This is a genomic window from Scytonema sp. UIC 10036, assembly GCF_009725235.1.
In genome coordinates this window covers 26,862-45,753 of sequence record NZ_WJFC01000062.1, presented here as the reverse complement: position 1 = coordinate 45,753, position 18,892 = coordinate 26,862, and the positions used below count along the sequence as shown (strand labels likewise).

Sequence of the window (18,892 nt, the reverse complement as noted above, 5' to 3'; positions counted from 1 at the left end):
CCACTCTCTTTCCTCTGCGTCCTCAGCGTCCTCTGCGGTTCAAAAAATCAATTTCACCAATCATGATACTTTATTACAAAACCGAATAAAGTCCCCCCAACCACAACTTGCAAACTCCGAGCGATCGTAAAATGGCGAAAACCCTTCTAAAGGTAAGTATATTGACAAACCTTGAGCGCGGGAAACTCTACGTCCCGAAGCCACATTTGCTAATATTAACTGAGGTTCATACTCAAATTTAATAAAATCTATCAATTCATCTAAAACCACAATTAATTCTGAATTACTTCCAGAATAATTATCTCTAAAACTTTTGACATAATCATACAAATCAACAAAATCTTTATCTTTAAACCTTAGAGGACTAATATCAAACAGCGCCACTTTAGCATAAATATCGTTTTCCATCAATGATTGCCGCAAAGTAGCAGCTAACCGACTTACTAATTTCGCAAGCTTGTCAATCATGGCTAAATTAGTTGCTGATTGAGTGATTTCCGCTCCTCCTCCCCGCAAAACGTTATTTTGTTCTTCATAATAGCGACCGTATTCTTGTACTATAATCTTTGCCAGTGCTGCTGGTGTTGTCTCTGGATGAGTGGTTAAATGTTGCAGAATCTCCGAATAAGGCCAACCATCCATAGGTTCCACTTCTTGAGAACTGACTATATACTCGGTATTTGTCCGTAATTGATATACCACTTCTACCATGCTCATTAAACAAGCATCCATACCAATCAAGTTAACTTTTTGCCCAGTTTTTTCCTCTGCTTCCTGAAAGGCTTGCTGAAGTTTCGCATTATCCAGGAAGTCCATTGATGAGTCATCAAAAGCGATCGCTCGTGATTCCTCATCTTGGAGTTGCAGCACTTCCGTAACAGAGGACAGGAAAAAAGCACGAGACAAACGTCGATTATTGCGTGTTAACGAGCGGACTTCATTTTGAGTCGCTTGAAAATCCACTCCTCGTTCGCGAGCAAATTCATAGATATCATCTTCTTTCCAACCAGTACCGTGATTCCAAAGAATGACAGCATAGTTTTCCGCCGGATAATTTTCTATTCCCCAAACGATAAAGTCTCGTAAAGATTGAGGATCTCCCGTATTTTGTTCTGGAATATTTTCAATTTGAGAACGAATATAAGTAGTGCCTTTTAGCGGGGTAGAACGGTTTATATAGTTTTCTGTATAATTTACCTCAGGCTCTTCCTCACCTTTACGACGTGCATTCCGTGGCGGTTTTAGATTTTCTTGATTTTCTTGTGTATTATTCTCGGTTTTAGAATTCTCTTGAGCAGGACTGATGTAAATTCGATAAGTATTCTCGCGGTCTTCTAAAGTATCAAACTGGACTAAAACTGTCACTGCATCAGTGGAACCGACTCTCTCCATTTTTCTGATATCTTCCCACCCTTGGCTTGCCATAGGAAACATCAACTGAGTCCCGTCCTTAAACACTTTACCGTTATCTCCTGCCATGTAAACCATTAAAGTCCAACGACGCTTTGTTTGAGTCATTATTCTTAATAAATGAACTACAAGTGAGGAAAGAACTTCCCTTGATACTTATTAGGTGCAGGGAAAATCAGCTTATGCACGTTTGGGGAGATTTAATCTCTGTGAGTCATTTCAATAGCCGATCGCAAATCAGCTAAACTTTCTAACGGGACTTAAACATTATTTGAGGACTAAACAAGCCTGATACCGATATAGGGCAAGGAAAATACATCAAATGCCCAAAAACGGTTGAAACCCAGATATCTCAAGAAACTAGGCAAAACGATATCGAAGTCTCTCTGTATATACATTTGAGGTCTTTATTTTGGTAATTTTTTGTGTAATATCATGTCCGGCTAATCACTTGCGATTAAAAATTCTCCGCGTCTCCGTGTCTCCCTATCTCCAAGTCATTGTTATCGTAAGTATTTAGGCGAACTTGATATAAGTCCCACTAATATGAAAGTGTTTATCATCGCCAATGCCAAACTCGCGAGCAAAATCTGCTAAAACCTGGTTAAACAATTCAGTATTGACACGCGGCAAAACCCACCAATATGTTTCTCCAGATTCTGGATGAACAAAACCATACACCCAAACCCACTGAAAGCGCCAATGCACCTCTGCTGTTGGGACTTCCCACCACGGTACCCAAATACGTTGTAAAACTGGCTTCAGTCCAACACGATGCTCGTCCATAGCCCAGACCTCTATTTTGGCATTTGGATATTCGGCGTTGTCATTCGACTACCCTCGAATTGAGTTTTTTTCCACTCTTGTTGTTCTATTGGGTCAGAGCAGTAATGTTCTGGTCTCGGCACACACAAACGATGCTCCCAACGCTTGAGAAACTCCCACCTTATTCAGTTATCCAGATTGCAAACATCCAATAGCCGTGCAGAAATGGCACGGTCACATCAGTCATGCCGTGGGTTGAAACCTTTGTGTGGTGAGCGTTTTGTTGTCTTTTCCCTCCAAACTTGCTATAGTAATAGACAGTTAACACTACTATCAAGCAGTTATATAGTGTTAATCACTTATCTATTTATAACTGAAAGATAAAAAGAGATAATAACTGGTTAGTACTGTTAAGTGTTTTAATAATGAATGCCAGTTAAAAACAAAGTTAAGCAGTTCGTGGACAGTAAGGGGCTAGTAACTGTAACTTAATTTTTGGACATAGCTACCAACCCTTACCCAAATTTGGGGAGCTTGTTCGGCTTAAGTAGTAATTTCCCTACTAACAATATGGGTAAAGCTTAGGTACGTTATAACCATAGAGTTACATAAATTCATGCCGAAAAGAGAAAAATGGTTCAAAGTTTTATTGACTCAGCAAGAGTTTGAAAAACTTCAAGCTTATGCTGAATCCCAAGGCTGGAATATGTCTCAAGCGTTTAGAGAATGGATTAAGGAGTTGCCATGCTCCTAGGATTTAAAACAGAATTAAAACTGAACGACCATTCGCGCACAGAGTTACTAAAGCATTGTGGTGTAGCGCGTCATGCTTGGAATTGGGGGTTGGGTTTAACCAAACAGATTCTTGATTGGAATCAGGCTAACCCAAAAGAAAAGATAAAATTCCCCACTGCAATTGACCTCCATAAATGGTTAGTTGCGTTAGTAAAGCCTGAATGTCCTTGGTACTATGAGTGCTCTAAATCAACACCACAATTCGCTTTGAGAGCTTTGCGTCTAGCCTGGAAAGATTGTTTTGAAAAGAAAAAAGGAGTTCCACAATTTAAAAAGAAAGGACATGACGACAATTTCACGTTGGAAGGTACTGTCAAGATAGTTGGAAGTCGCAGCATTTAAGTCCCTAAAATAGGAGTATTAAAAACTTATGAGTGTCTCCCAACTCATTGTCCTAGAAAAAAGAAAAAGTCTCCTCATAAAGTTCCTCCAAATAATTTCCCCCCAAAATCTGTAACAATGAGTCGTGAGGCTGATAAATGGTTTATTTCCTTTAGATTTGAAGCAAGTAAACCCGATCTGAAATTAGAAGACACTTGGTTTTTCTCAGAACACTCAGTAGTAGGCGTTGATTTAGGCGTTTTAAATCTCGCCACATTGTCTACTGGAGAGATAATTGAAGGAGCTAAGTCTTACAAAAGATTTAAAGACAAACTAGCTAGACTCCAATGGCTAAATCGACATAAAGTTATAGGCTCTGCTAGCTGGAAGAAAGCCCAATTACAGATAGCTAGATTGCAGAGAAAGATAGCCAACATACGAAAAGACACGTTACATAAGTTAACCACACTATTAACTAAGAACCACAGCGTAATAGTTATTGAAGACTTAAATGTCAAAGGTATGATGGCTAATCATAAATTAGCAGCTAGCATCGCTGATATGGGATTTTACGAGTTCCGCAGGCAACTAACTTATAAATGTGATTTATTTGGCTCAAAACTAATAGTCGCTGATAGATGGTTTCCTAGTTCTAGCCCTGCCATAATTAACTTCTTTTTACCCGTTGCCTCAACTGCTTGTTTGTATTCTTCATATTCCCAACAATCCACGATACCGGGACGTTTGATTCTCTGCGCGTATTCTTCCATGTATCAAATATTTATTACCCCACCCTAACCCTCCCCTTTCTAAGGGGAGGGAACTGAATTTTTCTTGTTTCCCCCCTTTTTAAGGGGGGATTCAGGGGGGTAATCATACAATAAAAATCACAGCCAACCACTTTTCAAACATCCTCTTAGCAATCCCTTACAGTGCGGTTCAATTTACTTCTTAAACCCTCGAGCCAATTCATTTGTTGTCAAAGACTGTACAAAACTCAAACTAACCGACTGACGGGATATTGCTTTGACATAAGCAGCATTAAGGAAGGTGTTATATTTTGGCATTTCCGCAACATAAGTGGCAAAGAATGGTAAACTCAAAACATTTAAATACCGACGTGCAAGGCTTGGATCTTCTCCAACAAGTTCTGATGGTAATGCAAATTGATTTGCACTTCCTTTACCTTCTCCAATGGCTGAAAAATGGCTGGTTTTTGAAATGACTGCTAAGTACTTTTGTGAGTTATTTATCCAGGAAAAAGGTAATATTTGTTCGTATAAAGCTGGAGCAATGGTATCATCACTACTAGCAGCAATCAGCACAGGAGTTTGAATTTGGCTTAACCCTGTTTCTCCAAAAATACTGCTGGTAATTGGATTGACTGCTACCACGGCTTTGACTCTTTTGTCGCGAAAATTATAGATTTTGCGTTCGCGAAGCGGCTGCTTTGCAGCATCGCTTTCTCGCAATTCGAGTGCATTACACTGAAGGAGTAGGGATAAATTCCAAGTATCTTTAATGGCATTTTCTCGACAATCTTTTGCAAGTTGCTCAAAGTTAATTTTTGCACCTGCTAGGGCTAAAGCTGTGTAGCCTCCAAAAGAGTGACCAAAAACGCCCACTTGTTGCAGATTGAGCCGCCCTCTATAACGAGAGTCAAATTTATTACGCTCTTCTAGCTGATCTAATATATACTTAATGTCCAAAGGTCGGTTCTGAAACTCGTTTGGCGGTGCCACCTCATTTGTTTTGCCGTTGAGGAGCAATCGCAATTGTTTGGTATCGCTACCGGGATGATTGGGAACAATCACAGCGAAGCCGTGAGAAGCAAGGTGAGTGGCTACATAAGCAAAGTTACTACTGTCAGAACCCAAACCGTGAGAAACAACAATAACAGGAACTCGACTTTGAGCGTTAGGAAGGTAAATATCAGTTAGCAAAAATCGGTTGCGGGTAGCGTCGAAAAACTTCAGGGTTTGTTTTTGCCCTCTGTATTGTCCTCTTCTCCTTAAATCTTGCCGGAGAGAAATGTGAAACGGTAGTTTGCTGGAAGCTGCTTCTAGACTTGATTTTTCTTCAACTGCGGCGACTGCACGTTTGGTTTGATTGACGAGTTTTTCTAACTCCGATGCCATGCTCATAGTACGTGCCAAGTCGATATGCATACTACGGCTGGGATATTTACGCAATATATTTAATAAAGTTAAACCATTCGGTTCAGCCGCTGCCAGAATCAGTGCCGAACGTAAAGCGTGTAAGCCGGCTTTTGGTTGGCGAGATTCCGTTTTAATCACTTCTCCCAAACGATTCAGTAAAAATTCTCCTTGTGAAGTATAGAGAAATTGGGAAATGGCGACATGGCTAACTTTGATGGGGGTAAGTAATGCTCGCCGCAACTGCTGGAGTTGCCCTTTTTTGAGATATTGCTTGTAAGCGTCCAAATCATTGTCAATGGCACCTGTTTTGGCATAGTTTTCTAATGCCGGGATGGAAATGGAACGCTCAAAAGCAGAATATGATGCATGAATTCGCTCGGCAGCAAAGGCAGAATTGCCCGAGCCGAATGTTGGCAGCAAAGCAGATAGAACTAGCGGTAGGGAATTCTTTCTCAGGGCGCTAGTCCAATGACCACATAAGTTGTTCATCGGTTTAATTGTGCAAGGAGGTAATGTTTGAGGAGACAGTGTTGTGTGGTAGCTATGCAGTCACCCTGGAAGTGATGGTGAGTTTTATGTCCCTCAAAATAACAAACTTAACAGGTATTAGTTATTAATGACTAGTATCTGCAGGGGGTAATCTTTTTTGACAGTAACCAGTGACCGGTGACCAGTCATAAAAGTAAGTATATTTACTCGGCTTTGGGTTGAAAAGTAGGTTAGCGATCGCTATCCATTCCTTTTAACAAATAAAAAATAACATACTTTTTTGATAACTGATAACTATTTGCTGATAGTCAGTAGCTGAGGGAGACTCACTTTTTAGTGGATTTCCCTAGAGCAATTGTAACTGAACCTAACACTACTAAAACCGCTCCTATGATTCCTAGTAAGGTCAAAGATTCTGGTGCTATTAATTTTGGTGATAGGATTGATACAAACCAAACAGCAATTAATGTGACAATGGGAGCTAAAGCTAATACTGCACTAACACGTGATGCTTCCCAATGTTCTAAAGACTCAGCAAATGCGCCATAGGCAATGAGAGTATTGAAAGCACAAAAAACTAGAATAGCAAAATGCCAAAAGCTCAGTGTAAAAATTGTTGTTGGGTTGGCAAAGGGAGTGAAAAATAAAGTACATCCTCCGTAAATAACGAGCATGATACTGGTAGAGGATAAAGATTGTAGCAATTGTTTTTGTGCTAGGGCATAAATTGTCCAAGTGATAGCTCCTACAACAATCAAGCCGCTACCTACAAGATAATTTCCCTGAGATGTCATTAAGTTATTTAATTGTTCGTGAAAAAATAAGATTAGCCCCACAGTTAGAGTACTTATGCCAATCCACTGAAGTAATGCATACCTTTCTTTAAAAAAAATTAAACCTCCAACACCCATAAGTAGGGGTGCTAACTGAATAATGACTTCAGCATTGGCTGGTGATGTCAGTGCTAAACCTTGTGTGAAAAAAAGGTAATTCGCAGCTAGGAAAAAAGTTGCGATCGCTAACAGTACCCAGGAAGTGGAACGTAACTGGGATGGAGTGGGTAATTTCCCCTGTCCTCCCAGATAAATAGCTAACACTACAAAGGACACTAAAAAGCGAAACCAAATGACAGTATAGACATCAAGAACTTGTAGAGCGATCGTTAAAGCAATAGGTAAAATTCCCCATAAGAGAACAGTCAGCAGTGATAGTGCTAGCCCTAAACGCCAGCGACCAGTGGTAGTATGCATTTTGGTTGTTAGTTAGTGGTTAGTGGTTAGTGGTTAGTGGTTAGTGGTTATTAGTAGCTCAACCATCAACGACTAACGACCAACCACTAACTACTAACTCTTTAAAAGAAATCAGACATACTTGGGGATGCACCAGCAAAGATTTGAGTTGCTGCTAACAGGGCTGTTTCTGTTGCATCTAGATATGCTGCTTGTTGCAATTGGTAGGGTGTGTACAAGCCTGTATAGAGGGGTGCTAATCCTTTAATGTCTAGCTTCATCTCTCCTTTCCCGCCGGTTCTGACTTCACCTTGTCCGTTTGCAACAGACAGGATAAATTTACCATTATTTTCTGGAAGCAAGTCATCTTTAATATCTAGGTGCAGTTCTGTTTGAGTTGCACTGAAATAACCGCGCTTCTCTAGCGCCTTAGCAACATCTACTATACGTAACATCCAACGAAAGGTAGATTTTTGTTGGGCTGTTTGTTCTGGTAACAATAATGTGAGGGTGTCTATTGGAGATCCTTTCCAGTGTACAGACTGAATTTGAGAGCGATGATTGGCAAGAAAACTCCAAACAGTTTGTGCAGCTTTAGGTGTGAGAACTACCCAATCTCTAATTTTTATGAAAGAGCCATCCCGATCTTGGTGCTGGCTGAAGATGATGTAACCTTGGGGTTGCTCTACCGTACCAATCAGATAGGCGTAAACGGTTTCGTTATTGTCAGGTTTAATAATTTGCTGCCATATGGCTTGATGTCTGTCTAGGTATCCGTTGTTGAATTTTGCTTTCTGTGGGTAAAGGTTATGAAATGCTTCTTCTTCTGGGGAAACTGCTAAAAGGGGAAGGGGCTGTTCTTTGATTTGAATACTATTGGTAGATATTTCCCAAGAGCAAAAGAACCCTCCTTGTTCGTAACCTGCTTTTCGATAAAGACGCTGAGTTGCAGGATATAGGGCGGAGATGGGGACTCCTTTGGTATGGCATTCTTTTAGTGTGTGCTGTAATAGTGCGATCGCAGATCCATCTCCGCGATGTTCTGGTGCAATACCTACAGCAGCAAGTCCGATCGTGGGGACAGGGGAACCACCCCACCACTGGCTCATGGGAATTGTTGCAAGCCCACCTGCAATCTGGCGATCGCGACGAATGAGACGAAAGTTTTCTAAGCCGATACAATTAAAGTAAAAATCAGTGTCTTCCCGAAGGGCGATAAAACACTGGGCAATAATATTTTTTAGTTTTTGAGCGTCCTCTCGATCCGTCACTTGGCTGTATTCAAATTTGGCTGTCATGAGTTGTATCACCTAGCAGGACTAAACTACAAGGATACTACAACTGGTGATGATGATAGCGCTTCACCCGAAAGATTCATCCAAAAGGGTGAGGATTAATAGAATACGGGTAATGGGGAACGATACCCTTCATCAATCATTTGTGCATGAATGATATCAGCAAGGGAACAAGATAAAAATTGGCATTGAACTGCCTTAACAAGAATACCTACAGACCCAGTTAATCGAATGCCTTGTTCCCTAGCGAACTTTCTGGCTGCCCCATCATCCGAAGCAAAAACCCAATTGCGATTGCGAGCTATAGCCATTGCTTCAGACTCCCCATCACCAAACCGTTTACTATATTCTGAAGTAGTCTGTAACTCTATAACCTCGTCATTTGAACCACTATTTTGCGGAGGAGTTTGCAACCAACCATTGGACAATGCTTGAGTAATTTCCTGTAGTTTAGCTCTGTTACTTAAGTTAAAAGATTGGCTAGCACTTTCAATTCCTGTTAGAATTTCGCGTTGAACTGCTTGACCAACAAAAGCTCTACCAGAATAGAGACTTTTGAGTATATAAAAAGCTTGCACTAGAGCAAAATTACTTAGTACAGTGTTATCAAAAATGATTGGTGACAGATCTGCTTCACTAGAATTCACTCTCACTATTTTGTTGACTTTTTACACAACTTATTCAGCATTTTTAATGTCATTTAATAAATCTTCCTTAGAGTCTACACCTAAATTAATAGGAATATTTCTAACTTTTAACTCACATTTCGCTTCTTCTACGGTAACTTCTAACAATTCGGCTAACTTACTTAAGCTGATATTACCCAGCTGATATGCTTCATAATACTGCTTAACTACCATTACAGATTTTTGTGCATTCATCGTCATTCTTTTTTTCTCACTTGCAGTTAGATTTCCTTAGTTAAATTATATCCTCTCGACAAACTTGTGATGTTGTTTCAGCCTCCTGAAATTAGGGAATTGAAACCTACAAGTACGAGGGTTCTTAGTAGCGCTGTCTTCGCATGCATCCCAACTACGAACTAGTAATCATAAACACTCAATAGCTGTTTTACAGTAAGCACTAATTTTGAGATATCCGAGATATAGTGTTTCCTAGCTTGCTCGGAGACAAATTTATCCGCGTCCATCGGCTACAGGCTGCGGTTAGTTATTTTTTAGAGTACCTTACGGAAGTGGAAATTGTTATATATTTAGCTTTTGGTAACTTAACTTGTTTTGCTTAAAAAGATTAGTCCACAAAATCCATCCGCATGAATGGGGAATATGTTCTTCGTTCGGTCTCAGGATTGACTCTAACTCTATTTGCATAGTTTGCACCTTCTTGATCTTCACGAATTGCTCTCCACACTAACAGACGCCAATCTTCTACGGATACTAAATAGCGGTCTGTTGTCCTACCAGGTTTCAACCAGCGCAATCCATTTCCAACATTAATATGTTCTGATTGCTGAAAAGCTTCTTTGGAAGTAGCAACCCGTGATAGAAAACGAAATGGATCGCAATTATCTAGCTGCGCTAGATTGTCGAAACAATCTCTGATAGCCTTTTGGGAAAGAAAGGGAACTAAAGCTGAAGGACTACGAATTTCTTCAAGGAACAATAAACCTACAGCAGAGAGAGTCACTTGTCCGTGGGAAAACTCAACTAACGATTCAAACCATGACCTTTCAGTAAAAGGAACACTCTCTTCCCATTCTCCTTTAGAAATTGCTGTCTCACGCTCAATTTTTTCAAACAAGCTTTTATATACTTGAAATTGCGAGCGACTAAATTCTACAGGAAGCGGAGGTAATTCTAGTAAAGTAGTTGATTGCTCAAAAATATAGTCACATTTAACCCCTTTCAACATACCTACTAAAACTGTGTAAGGGACTAATGCTTTAAATCCTCCGGTTGGATTTAGGATAATGTTACTTGCACCATAGCTATTAACTTCTTCAATAATGCGTCGCACAAATTTAACAACACCCATTGTACGGAAAAGATCGGCGTCAGAAACTTGAAGCCCTGGAACTTTTTCTGCTTGGACATATATGCCACCCCAATAATGCTTCAAATATTTCTCAACTGCAAGAGCACAGCAATATCCATCGTCTGTACTTGAAGCAAGCAAAATTATTCTATCTTGATGAGTAATGCCAATACGCACAAGAGAATGAATCTCGGCAGATAATTTTGTCTTCAAGCTTTCTCCTTCAGGATGAATATCACGAAAAGTAGAGAATACTTTTTCAGCAGCTTCTTCCAGACTGTTTTGTTGCTGAACCCAATTCATTAGCTCTGCTGGTTTAACTCCCAATGCTTTGGCAGCACTAGTTCCCACAGAACATATAACCGTTGTAAGCATCTCAAAATCTCCTAATAATTCTTGGTACTGGATTAATTTGTTTACCGCTCGCTAGACTTTTTTTGCTCGTTTTTAGAAATTCTGGGTAACAGAGGTAAACCCAAATCTTTTGTCAGTGGAGGAAGAGACAGCTTGAGTGCTTTATCTGTCTTAGTATCATTCTCATTAGCTACAAACCATTCATAGGAATTACCCTCTGTATTAGGGTTTTCAGTAGTTCTTGGATAATGAATAGGTTTTTTAAATCCTCTAGCAGCTTGAAGAAAAGCTGCAATAAAAGATACTTTTGTAAAAGGCGCATCATAAGCATATTCAACAGCTTTTTGAAACTCTTTAATACAGTTTCTTACTTCAGATTGTTCTGGTTTGATAACTTCTGTTAAAGAGTAGTAAAACTCATGCCATTGCTGACCTGTTCGCAAATCTGTTTGTTCAATTTTTAACTCAACACTACCAAAACCTAGAGGTTTAGCACTACCTAAACGATGAAAATATTCGGGATTTTTATCTGTTAGTTGCAGTAACCAAAAAAGTGCGCCTAACTCAATATCAGATAAGTTGATAACATCAATTTCAAAACAAAATTTAGTTCCAGGCTTAACCCAACCTTGAATTGTGCGATTTTGATTATCTTGCTTTTTACCCAGTCGCAGGTACTCACGGTATCGATCGCCTATCTTGATAGTATCAGAATCTGTGTTCCAATATTCACTAGGTAACTGATGATGAGGATAAACTTTCCTTCCGCGCAACCCTTGCTTTTCCTGGTATGCTTCAACTTTTTTAGTTCCATCGGGCAAAGGTTCTCCATCCTGATTCTTAGCAATATAAAAGCGTGCTTGTTCTGGTTTAGGTTCTCCTAAAATTGCTAGAGGTAAACCATTGGGAAAAGGGTCTTGGTCAAAGTTCTGAATAGCTTTATCTGACTCGCATTTGACTGCATTAATCCTCAGTTGACCTTTGTATGAACCGTTTCCTTCTTGAGAAACCCATCCAAAAACTCGGTCTGCTGGTGATAGTTGATTTATTTGTTTTGCTGGTTTCAGTTCTTCTGAAAATAAACTCAGGGGAGCTACTGCAAATAATTGTCTAGCAATAATTACAGGATACAATCCTAGTATTTCAAGTTGGCTTTTATTATTTCTAACATGAGCGTAGCAAAGCGTTCCATTAGATAAGTTATGCTCTGTATATCCACCTGTTATGTGACGCGACCATTTAGAAAAACTAAGAGCAGGCGGTCCCTGCATTCCCTTAGCAATTTCATCTTGATGTATTTCTTGATAATTAATAATCAGTTCGTTCCATTTGCGATGCAAGTCGGGAGTTAGTTCTTTTTCAACAGGTGCTTGCTGATAGCAGAAAAATAAACGCTCATCATGCTTGTTATCAATGTTTTTATTAGTGATACAGACATAACCATTGACTTGGATCATATCTTCACTAATCGGCTCATGCCTTCCATTTCGTTGTCCTGAGCAAGGCGGATTGCCAAGGTTTTGACCCACAGGTGCAATTTTACGAACTCGCCAATATGTAAAAATTACGTTACCTTGACGATCTATTTTTTTGTACTTTTCCAACCATGCAGTGACTGATTGACCATGTTGAGGCAATTGACCTTGTTGATATTTAACTGCACACTTAGAAAAATCAGCATCATGACAATTGTATCTTGGTAACCAAGCTGCATACATTTCTCCTTGAGGTGTACCATCATTACCAATGCAAGAGCTACCAGGATAAAGATATATTTTTTCCTTTTCAATTCGTGCAGGAACCATCTGTAATCCAATCTTGGCAGGCATTCGGTAGGCTAATCTATTTTCGTGTTTTCCAAATACAGATAATCGAGAATTAGTGACCGCCTCGTAAGCCGAGCGCAACATTCCTTTAATTGAAGTAGGCGGTAAATAAGGTTTATAGGGTTTTCCTTGTCTATCTAAATATCTGGGATCTAAACGAACTCGATAAATTTTATGCCCCTTTTTCTCTCCTTCTGTTAATTCTTTAAGATTGGCTGCATCAGGAATGAGCAAAGGTGTAACAGTAGTCAACGTGACAGAAATTTTACCACTCCACAATTTGTCTTGATAAGATTCATGACCAGAAGGATTGCGATCTCCAAGTTCCCATCCTGGATTGTCTTCTTGAAACTTCTGTAAATGATGGCGGGGAAGTGCAGGGATAAAGTTATAAGGATTGTGAAAGTCTCCTGAAGCGCTAGAATTCCTTGCTTTTTGAGTAGCTGGAGATGGTTGAATGACTTTCTTTGGCTGCAAATTTTTCTGAGAACTTCTCTGCTGAATTACCTCTGTTGTCTGTCTAAAACCTTCTACAGTATCAGAAGTATTTAAGGAATTATGCCAAAGTTGATTTACTGGTCGAATGCGTCTAGGTTGACCATTTTCTAATTCTAAATCAACTTCTAAACCACTTAACTGGTCGAGAGATTGAGTAACTAGCTCGGAGTGTAATTGTCCTAGTGGTATCTGTGTACGTACAGATAAGCCTTTTTTAGTGGTAAAGACAATTCTTAATCCACTATCATTTTTATTTTTAGTTGGTATAACAACTAGTTTACCTCTAATGACTGCCATGCTTTTTTTCTTCCTTTATTGGCTCTAGGTTTAATAAGCGTTCTTCGACTACCGCTACATTTCCGTGTTCGTCAATAACACAAAAATATTCACAAGTTGTAATTTGTACTCTTTGCTGAGATTTCACGCCAGGAATGGGAATATCTAATTTGCCAATTCTGGCGGTAGATAATCGGCTCCAACCTTCACCTATATCTGTTCCCGTTCCTTGTCCCCATAACAAATAGCTCTGAGGATGTTTGTCAAGTTCTTTTAACTTACCTTTTTCATAAAGGCAAAAATTTGTTTCTGTCTCGGAAAGCAATACTGCTTTGCCTGTACCGCTCTTTTCATTCAGCCATCGTAATTCTGCTTGTTTATTAAAAACTCTTGCTTCAAACACAGAATTTAGATTAATTATTTCATCTTTATGAGGTTCTATTTTTCCATTTTTTATTTTAACAAAGCAACATTTTTCTGGTGTATAAAGTAACCCTATTGCATCAGACAGACATTTTTTAGATTTATAAATTGCGTCTGACAAAGTTATATCCTTCTTACTAGCTTGTGTATAGAGGTCTATCATACTGTTACTTCCGATTGATAACGGTTACATTCAATCCAGGCTTGCCAATGTTTGTTCAATGAAGTTAAAAATTCTGAATCTAATATTTGCATACCTCCTTCAGGGGTAAAATTAAGTTCGACATTCTGTTTTTCAAAAGCTTGTAGTGATTCCTCTTTTAATCCTTTTCCATGGAGCCAGATTTTTTCAACAGCGATCGCTCCCATACCTCGATTCACTCCATAACCTAGAGGAATGCGTCCAGCATACAAATCCCGTAAGGTTAAAAGTAATAATGCCAGGGTTGCGTGTAATTCACTTTTAGGAATGCGTTTTAAATTAAGAGTTAAGTTTATATCTTCCCACTCAATATTAAATGGCTCCAGATTATTGTAGAGAAATCCGTCAGCCGCTCCTCCAGTCCAGCGATCGATAGCAACATGAAATGCTTGTTGGGTTTGTTTGATTGGAGTGTTATTAAGTGCAGTACGGAGTTCTTGACTGTTTGTTGCATCTGTAACAGATTGCCACTTTTTAGGCTCTATTTTTTGAACGTTGTAGCAGTCATCCACGGACAAAGCACTTAAACCTGGTTTATAGTTGCATTTTTGAAGATCCTCCTCTTGAATTTCTGGTTGCTGTTTAGCTGCGATGCCAAACAGAGTTTCTACTAAAGGAACTTGCACCTGTTCTAAAAATCGTTGTTTACCTTCTGTGTCCTGAGTTAACGAAATCTTACAAACAGTACGAATAATTCTTTCAGCTTGCGATCGCAATGCTCCTTTAATAGAACTACCAGGCAATACTAAAGCTATTTGCTGATTCACTGAACTGACTAACGGTAAAATATCTACTGTCATTCCGTCTTGTGCAGCTTTCACCATCAATGACCCTATAGGTTTCCATTCCTTTTTGAAGCTGTTCTAATGCAGAATGTAAATTACCTAATTGACTTGTTGATGGCTTACTGTCAATTTTTTGTTTGCCTTGTTTTCTTTGAATTTCTAAACCAATTATTTCTTGGCGCGACTCTCTAGTATCTGATAAAAGTAAAGCAGCTTTACGAATAGCTACTCGCCAAGCTTCCCTTTCAATAAGTCGAGCGTAATCAAAAATTTTTCCATCCTCTTTAGGTTCAATCAAGACAGTGTTTTTCTGGACATTTGCATCATTTTTCCGAGGTTTACTAATATGTAGTATCGGTTCATTCAATATTGGAGCGTTAAAACAAATTTGTCCATAACCTTCTGCTCGACGTTCACCGATGCCACTAATTTGTAGATCCGATAAATTTGTAGGATCTAAATTCCCATCTACTTTAAAAATCATACAACTTCCTGCACTTAAACCAACTAAGGAAGGACGTGGTAGTCCCCATCGAGTTTGCCAGGAGTCAATTCGGTTTTGGCGAGCTAAGAAGCTCATTGTTTCATCACGTTTTGATTCTGTGCTTTCTGACTCTGCACTTTTGATTCTCAGGTTAACACCTAGTTTATTACCTAAAACTTCAGCAAAATCACATAAGTTTGTTGTTGGGCGTAATCGTTTATCTCGAATCAATACATCTGAAAGTAACCAAACAGTGAGTTCTTTCTCTGGGTCTATTGTAACAGTATCAGCATTATAAGATTCGCTTTCTACTTTTAGAGAAATTAAACCATAATCATCTTTTTTTGTACGTCCAATGTGATAATCTCCTGCTAATAATTGCCAGTTGGAGTCTTGAATGACATCTACTAGACTTTGACACAAGCGTAATTCAGCCCGAAATCGAGTACCTGGAGCGATCGCTTCATAGCTATAAACACCACCTACATCTTCATTAGGTCTTTGAATTTCGTCATTAACTGTGTTGTGTGTCTCTACACTTTTAGTTACTATTTTTAGTACAACTGAAACAGCTTCATCTGAAGTAGTCAAGTCACTAATGTATCCACTGCGATATCCTTTAAATTGTGAGCCATCCTCTGCGGAATTTCGTAATCTGTTCTCGATTATTTTGGTTTCCCGTTCTTTGTCCGATTTTTTATAAAATAAGCTTAATGGAATAGGTTTACCTGCCTTACGCTCCTTTTTATTAGAGCCGTTTTGCTCAACTTCTGGGGTAGCATTAGTAAGTATTAGCTTTCCTTGAGCAATTACCTCACCAATATCTATTCCGACTTTCCTGAGTTTATTACTAAACATTGAAAGTAGAAAAGTGCCTGGGATATAGTCAAGAGTCTTTACTAAATTACCTACAGTTTTAGAATGAATGAGTAGAGGAGATTTTGCTTCCAAGCTAAGTTCTACGCGACACCAAGTCCCTGTACACTCTAAAGCCTGTTTTTCTTGCTCGGTTTTCTTTGAAGCTGGAGGTAATTCAGGAGTAAGATTTTTTTCAATCCATGCAATAGCATCTTCAAGTTGATAGCTTATAGCCACCCTACATTTTCCTGCACCACGCCTGCGTTTAGCTCCTAAACGCTCTATCATTGCTACCCCTGCTGCTAATAGAGATTGGACAGTTTTGTATTCATAAGAACCACTTTCTAACCCTTCTAAGGTATAAGTAGCTACCAATTGAGTTCCCAATCGCACCATTTCTTCAAACCTTAAACAATCTGATTTTGCACAACCTGAATCAGGATCGATTGCTATTCCAGGTTTAATAAAAGTTAAAGCTTCTTGGAGTAAGGGTTTATTCCTTAAAGCATTTTTCAGAGCAGGTGGTATTTGAGCAGGACGAACAGAAAGAATAGCTGGTTGAGGCTGTTCTTCTGATGTTTTTCCTGTACGGAATTCCAAAGCAGGCTGATTGCCAAAAATATATTGAACCCATTTATGCCATGGTTTATTAGGATTATCACCATCTAACCCCAATGCTACTTGTTCGCAAGCATCTCGCCAAATTCCCGTCAATGTCTTAGCTGGAATAAAAGGCAAGTTTTCACGATCGCGTTTTACTAAACGATCTATACTTCCAGAACGACCTGTGCCAGAACCAATATGCCAATCACTTAGCATTTCTATATTAATACTGTATTGATTACTCATGATTCCCTCTCAAAAAAATCCACAGCATCCATTGCATCTAAGAACCCCGTAACATAAATTATCTTGTTGTCCTCCTGTTCTTCCCAAAACAGAGTTTCACCTTGACAATTTACTGTAAGCTCACGAATTTCTGGTTGATAACGATTTATCATGAGTTTGAGCCTAGCATCAGCACCATTTTTTCCTAAGAATAATCCTTCTCTTAAATCATGCATTTGGCTACTAGGAAGTATGCGCCTTCTGTCCTTTGTCGCTTTGAGCGTTTGAACCCGTTTTTCCAAGATTTCCCAGTATCGCTGTTTAGCCCACTCTTTTCCATCTGTCACTTCAGATAATTTATTCTCTGGTGTAACAATATAAGGTCTTCCATAGAGTTTTGTCCTTTGACTATCTAGCACTAACTTTTTACGGATAGTATCTAAATCTACTCCACTACTGTCATATAAAATATGGAAATCTAGAGCAGAGCAAGGATAAGTTTCAGCTTCTTTTTTGATTTTGTCTTTAACTTTGATTTTATCTTTAACCTTTTTTGCACTTCTAATCAAATCTTCTGCTAACTCGTAAGCTGTAGAGAAAGGAAAATGTGGTTTAATAATAGTAATTCCAGCACAAGCAGATAATCGTGGAGCTTTTAACGCAGATTTCTGAGCTATTTCAGGAATAACTCCTTGTATGTGTTGTAATTCCTCTGGAAGTTTGTCTAGATGTTCTGTATTGTTCTCAAATTCTTGTAAAAAAACTTTAGTAAACTGTAACGCTTGTTTACCATCGCATACTACAGTTAAGTCATCTCCTCCAACTACTAAAGGAACTAAAGGAAAAATTTTGGCTTGACTTTGAGTTTTGTCTGATTTAGATACACTTAACAAAGTTGATAGTGCTTTTAAAAATGCTCGTTCAGTACATATGTCTAAAGCCATAGAAAAATGTCTGTACTTTTCTACGTAATTCCTGTTTTCCTTGTCTACAGAATTCCTACTACCAATAATTTTTCCTAAATTTAGAAAAATTTCTCCTAACCCGTTACCATCAGCATGAACTATAGCTAGCCACTCTCTTTTAAAATTGTTATGATTTCTACGTGAAACCTTTTTGGTTTTATCTTCCTGTTCTTTATCCAAACCTAGTTCTTCATTCAAAGCTCTAATGCTAGCTAGAAAATCAATATCTATTTTTTCTTTTTCTAAAAGAGTTTCAAATCTTGTCAAAGCTTGCTTACTACAGTTTTGTTTTTTCTCACTGACGAAGGATTTAAAGATAGTTTTACCTTCTTTATCTTTTTCCCATGAGTAAGCAGGTAAACCACTTGTGGAACATTCATCTACAATAGGTAAACGTAGAAAACGCAAAGCTAGAGAAGGTTTTTGAGAACGAATTACCTCAAACTTTTGGTGAATTTTGCGATTAACATCTCCTAACTTATCTTTCTTCCAATCAAATTCTTGAATTGCACCACAAATATCTAATCCTGGTGCTTCAATTAAGGCTTTACGTGTTACTCTTTGAATCACCTCTATGGCATGCTCTTTCTCTCTAACTAATAAAAGTGCTTTACCTGAAGTAGCAATAATTACTTCAATATGGGTATTATTAAATTCTTCAATAGGTTTATTCAATTGTCGGTCAAGTAATTTTTTTCTTAGTTCCTCACTTCCATCTCCAGGTTGGAGAGATATTTGTGAAGTATCGTTAATATGTGCCACTGCATCTAACACCCACACTGTTCCAGCTAAGTAGGTTAATTCAGAAGCACCAATGTTTTCTTTAAGCTTATTTGTGGAAAATATGTAGTTTTGATTGCCTGATGTTTCAATGAGTACTAAATGCATAATCTCTCTTTAGATAATCAATCTATCAGTCGGTTTACAAAAAAAGT

General features: G+C 38.7%; 16 protein-coding genes. 3 read left to right on the top strand and 13 right to left on the bottom strand.

The features are described 5' to 3' along the window. Nucleotides 1-60: 60 nt before the first annotated feature. Both F7734_RS26800 and F7734_RS26795 read right to left on the bottom strand, forming a co-directional pair. Nucleotides 61-1,518 (bottom strand): clostripain-related cysteine peptidase, encoded by a 1,458-nt coding sequence (locus F7734_RS26800; RefSeq protein WP_243147105.1) that lies wholly within the window; start codon nt 1,516-1,518, stop codon nt 61-63. 408 nt (nt 1,519-1,926) lie between these two features. Further along, nucleotides 1,927-2,196, bottom strand: a complete 270-nt coding sequence (locus tag F7734_RS26795) for a hypothetical protein (protein ID WP_155747665.1) — start codon at nt 2,194-2,196, stop codon at nt 1,927-1,929. A 595-nt stretch (nt 2,197-2,791) separates the two neighbouring features. Between F7734_RS26795 and F7734_RS26790 the strand changes: the two genes are divergently transcribed. The 3 genes from F7734_RS26790 to F7734_RS26780 all read left to right on the top strand — a co-directional run bounded on the left by F7734_RS26790 (nt 2,792) and on the right by F7734_RS26780 (nt 4,089). Next, nucleotides 2,792-2,929 carry a DNA-binding protein gene (locus F7734_RS26790; RefSeq protein WP_155747664.1) on the top strand — a complete coding sequence of 46 codons (138 nt, stop codon included), beginning with the start codon at nt 2,792-2,794 and terminating at the stop codon, nt 2,927-2,929. Next, nucleotides 2,920-3,312: a helix-turn-helix domain-containing protein gene (locus F7734_RS26785; RefSeq protein ID WP_155747663.1), complete on the top strand. Its 393-nt coding sequence runs from the start codon at nt 2,920-2,922 to the stop codon at nt 3,310-3,312. The genes F7734_RS26790 and F7734_RS26785 overlap by 10 nt, the downstream gene beginning before the upstream one ends. A gap of 117 nt (nt 3,313-3,429) precedes the next feature. Continuing rightward, a complete protein-coding gene (locus F7734_RS26780) occupies nt 3,430-4,089 on the top strand; it encodes an RNA-guided endonuclease TnpB family protein (RefSeq protein ID WP_155747662.1) in 660 nt (219 codons plus the stop codon). Nucleotides 4,090-4,235: 146 nt separating this feature from the next. Here the strand turns inward: F7734_RS26780 and F7734_RS26775 are convergent, their stop codons facing one another. The 11 genes from F7734_RS26775 to F7734_RS26725 form a co-directional block, all read right to left on the bottom strand. Continuing rightward, nucleotides 4,236-5,939, bottom strand: a complete 1,704-nt coding sequence (locus tag F7734_RS26775; protein ID WP_155747661.1) for an alpha/beta hydrolase — start codon at nt 5,937-5,939, stop codon at nt 4,236-4,238. A gap of 326 nt (nt 5,940-6,265) precedes the next feature. Continuing rightward, the gene (locus F7734_RS26770; protein WP_155747660.1) at nt 6,266-7,189 is read right to left on the bottom strand and encodes a DMT family transporter; all 924 of its coding nucleotides are present in this window, start codon (nt 7,187-7,189) and stop codon (nt 6,266-6,268) included. Between the two features lie 101 nt (nt 7,190-7,290). Further along, nucleotides 7,291-8,466, bottom strand: coding sequence for a GNAT family N-acetyltransferase (locus tag F7734_RS26765; RefSeq protein ID WP_155747659.1), 1,176 nt, complete (start codon nt 8,464-8,466; stop codon nt 7,291-7,293). A gap of 95 nt (nt 8,467-8,561) precedes the next feature. Beyond that, nucleotides 8,562-9,110, bottom strand: coding sequence for a nuclease (locus F7734_RS26760; RefSeq protein WP_347566289.1), 549 nt, complete (start codon nt 9,108-9,110; stop codon nt 8,562-8,564). 30 nt (nt 9,111-9,140) lie between these two features. Next, on the bottom strand, nt 9,141-9,350 hold the full coding sequence (locus tag F7734_RS26755) for a UPF0175 family protein (RefSeq protein WP_155747658.1): 210 nt from the start codon (nt 9,348-9,350) through the stop codon (nt 9,141-9,143). Between the two features lie 364 nt (nt 9,351-9,714). Next, nucleotides 9,715-10,833 carry a putative CRISPR-associated protein gene (locus F7734_RS26750; protein ID WP_155747657.1) on the bottom strand — a complete coding sequence of 373 codons (1,119 nt, stop codon included), beginning with the start codon at nt 10,831-10,833 and terminating at the stop codon, nt 9,715-9,717. 41 nt (nt 10,834-10,874) lie between these two features. Further along, nucleotides 10,875-13,433: a TIGR03986 family CRISPR-associated RAMP protein gene (locus F7734_RS26745; protein WP_155747656.1), complete on the bottom strand. Its 2,559-nt coding sequence runs from the start codon at nt 13,431-13,433 to the stop codon at nt 10,875-10,877. Next, nucleotides 13,420-13,998 (bottom strand): CRISPR-associated protein Csx19, encoded by a 579-nt coding sequence (gene csx19, locus F7734_RS26740; RefSeq protein WP_155747655.1) that lies wholly within the window; start codon nt 13,996-13,998, stop codon nt 13,420-13,422. The genes F7734_RS26745 and csx19 overlap by 14 nt, the downstream gene beginning before the upstream one ends. Then, complete coding sequence (locus tag F7734_RS26735) at nt 13,995-14,861, bottom strand: RAMP superfamily CRISPR-associated protein (protein WP_155747654.1); 867 nt, start codon at nt 14,859-14,861, stop codon at nt 13,995-13,997. Before F7734_RS26735 ends, csx19 begins: the two co-directional genes overlap by 4 nt. After that, nucleotides 14,770-17,013, bottom strand: a complete 2,244-nt coding sequence (locus F7734_RS26730) for an RAMP superfamily CRISPR-associated protein (RefSeq protein ID WP_155747653.1) — start codon at nt 17,011-17,013, stop codon at nt 14,770-14,772. The genes F7734_RS26735 and F7734_RS26730 overlap by 92 nt, the downstream gene beginning before the upstream one ends. Beyond that, nucleotides 17,010-18,845, bottom strand: a complete 1,836-nt coding sequence (locus F7734_RS26725; protein WP_155747652.1) for a hypothetical protein — start codon at nt 18,843-18,845, stop codon at nt 17,010-17,012. The genes F7734_RS26730 and F7734_RS26725 overlap by 4 nt, the downstream gene beginning before the upstream one ends. Between the last annotated feature and the right edge of the window lie 47 nt (nt 18,846-18,892).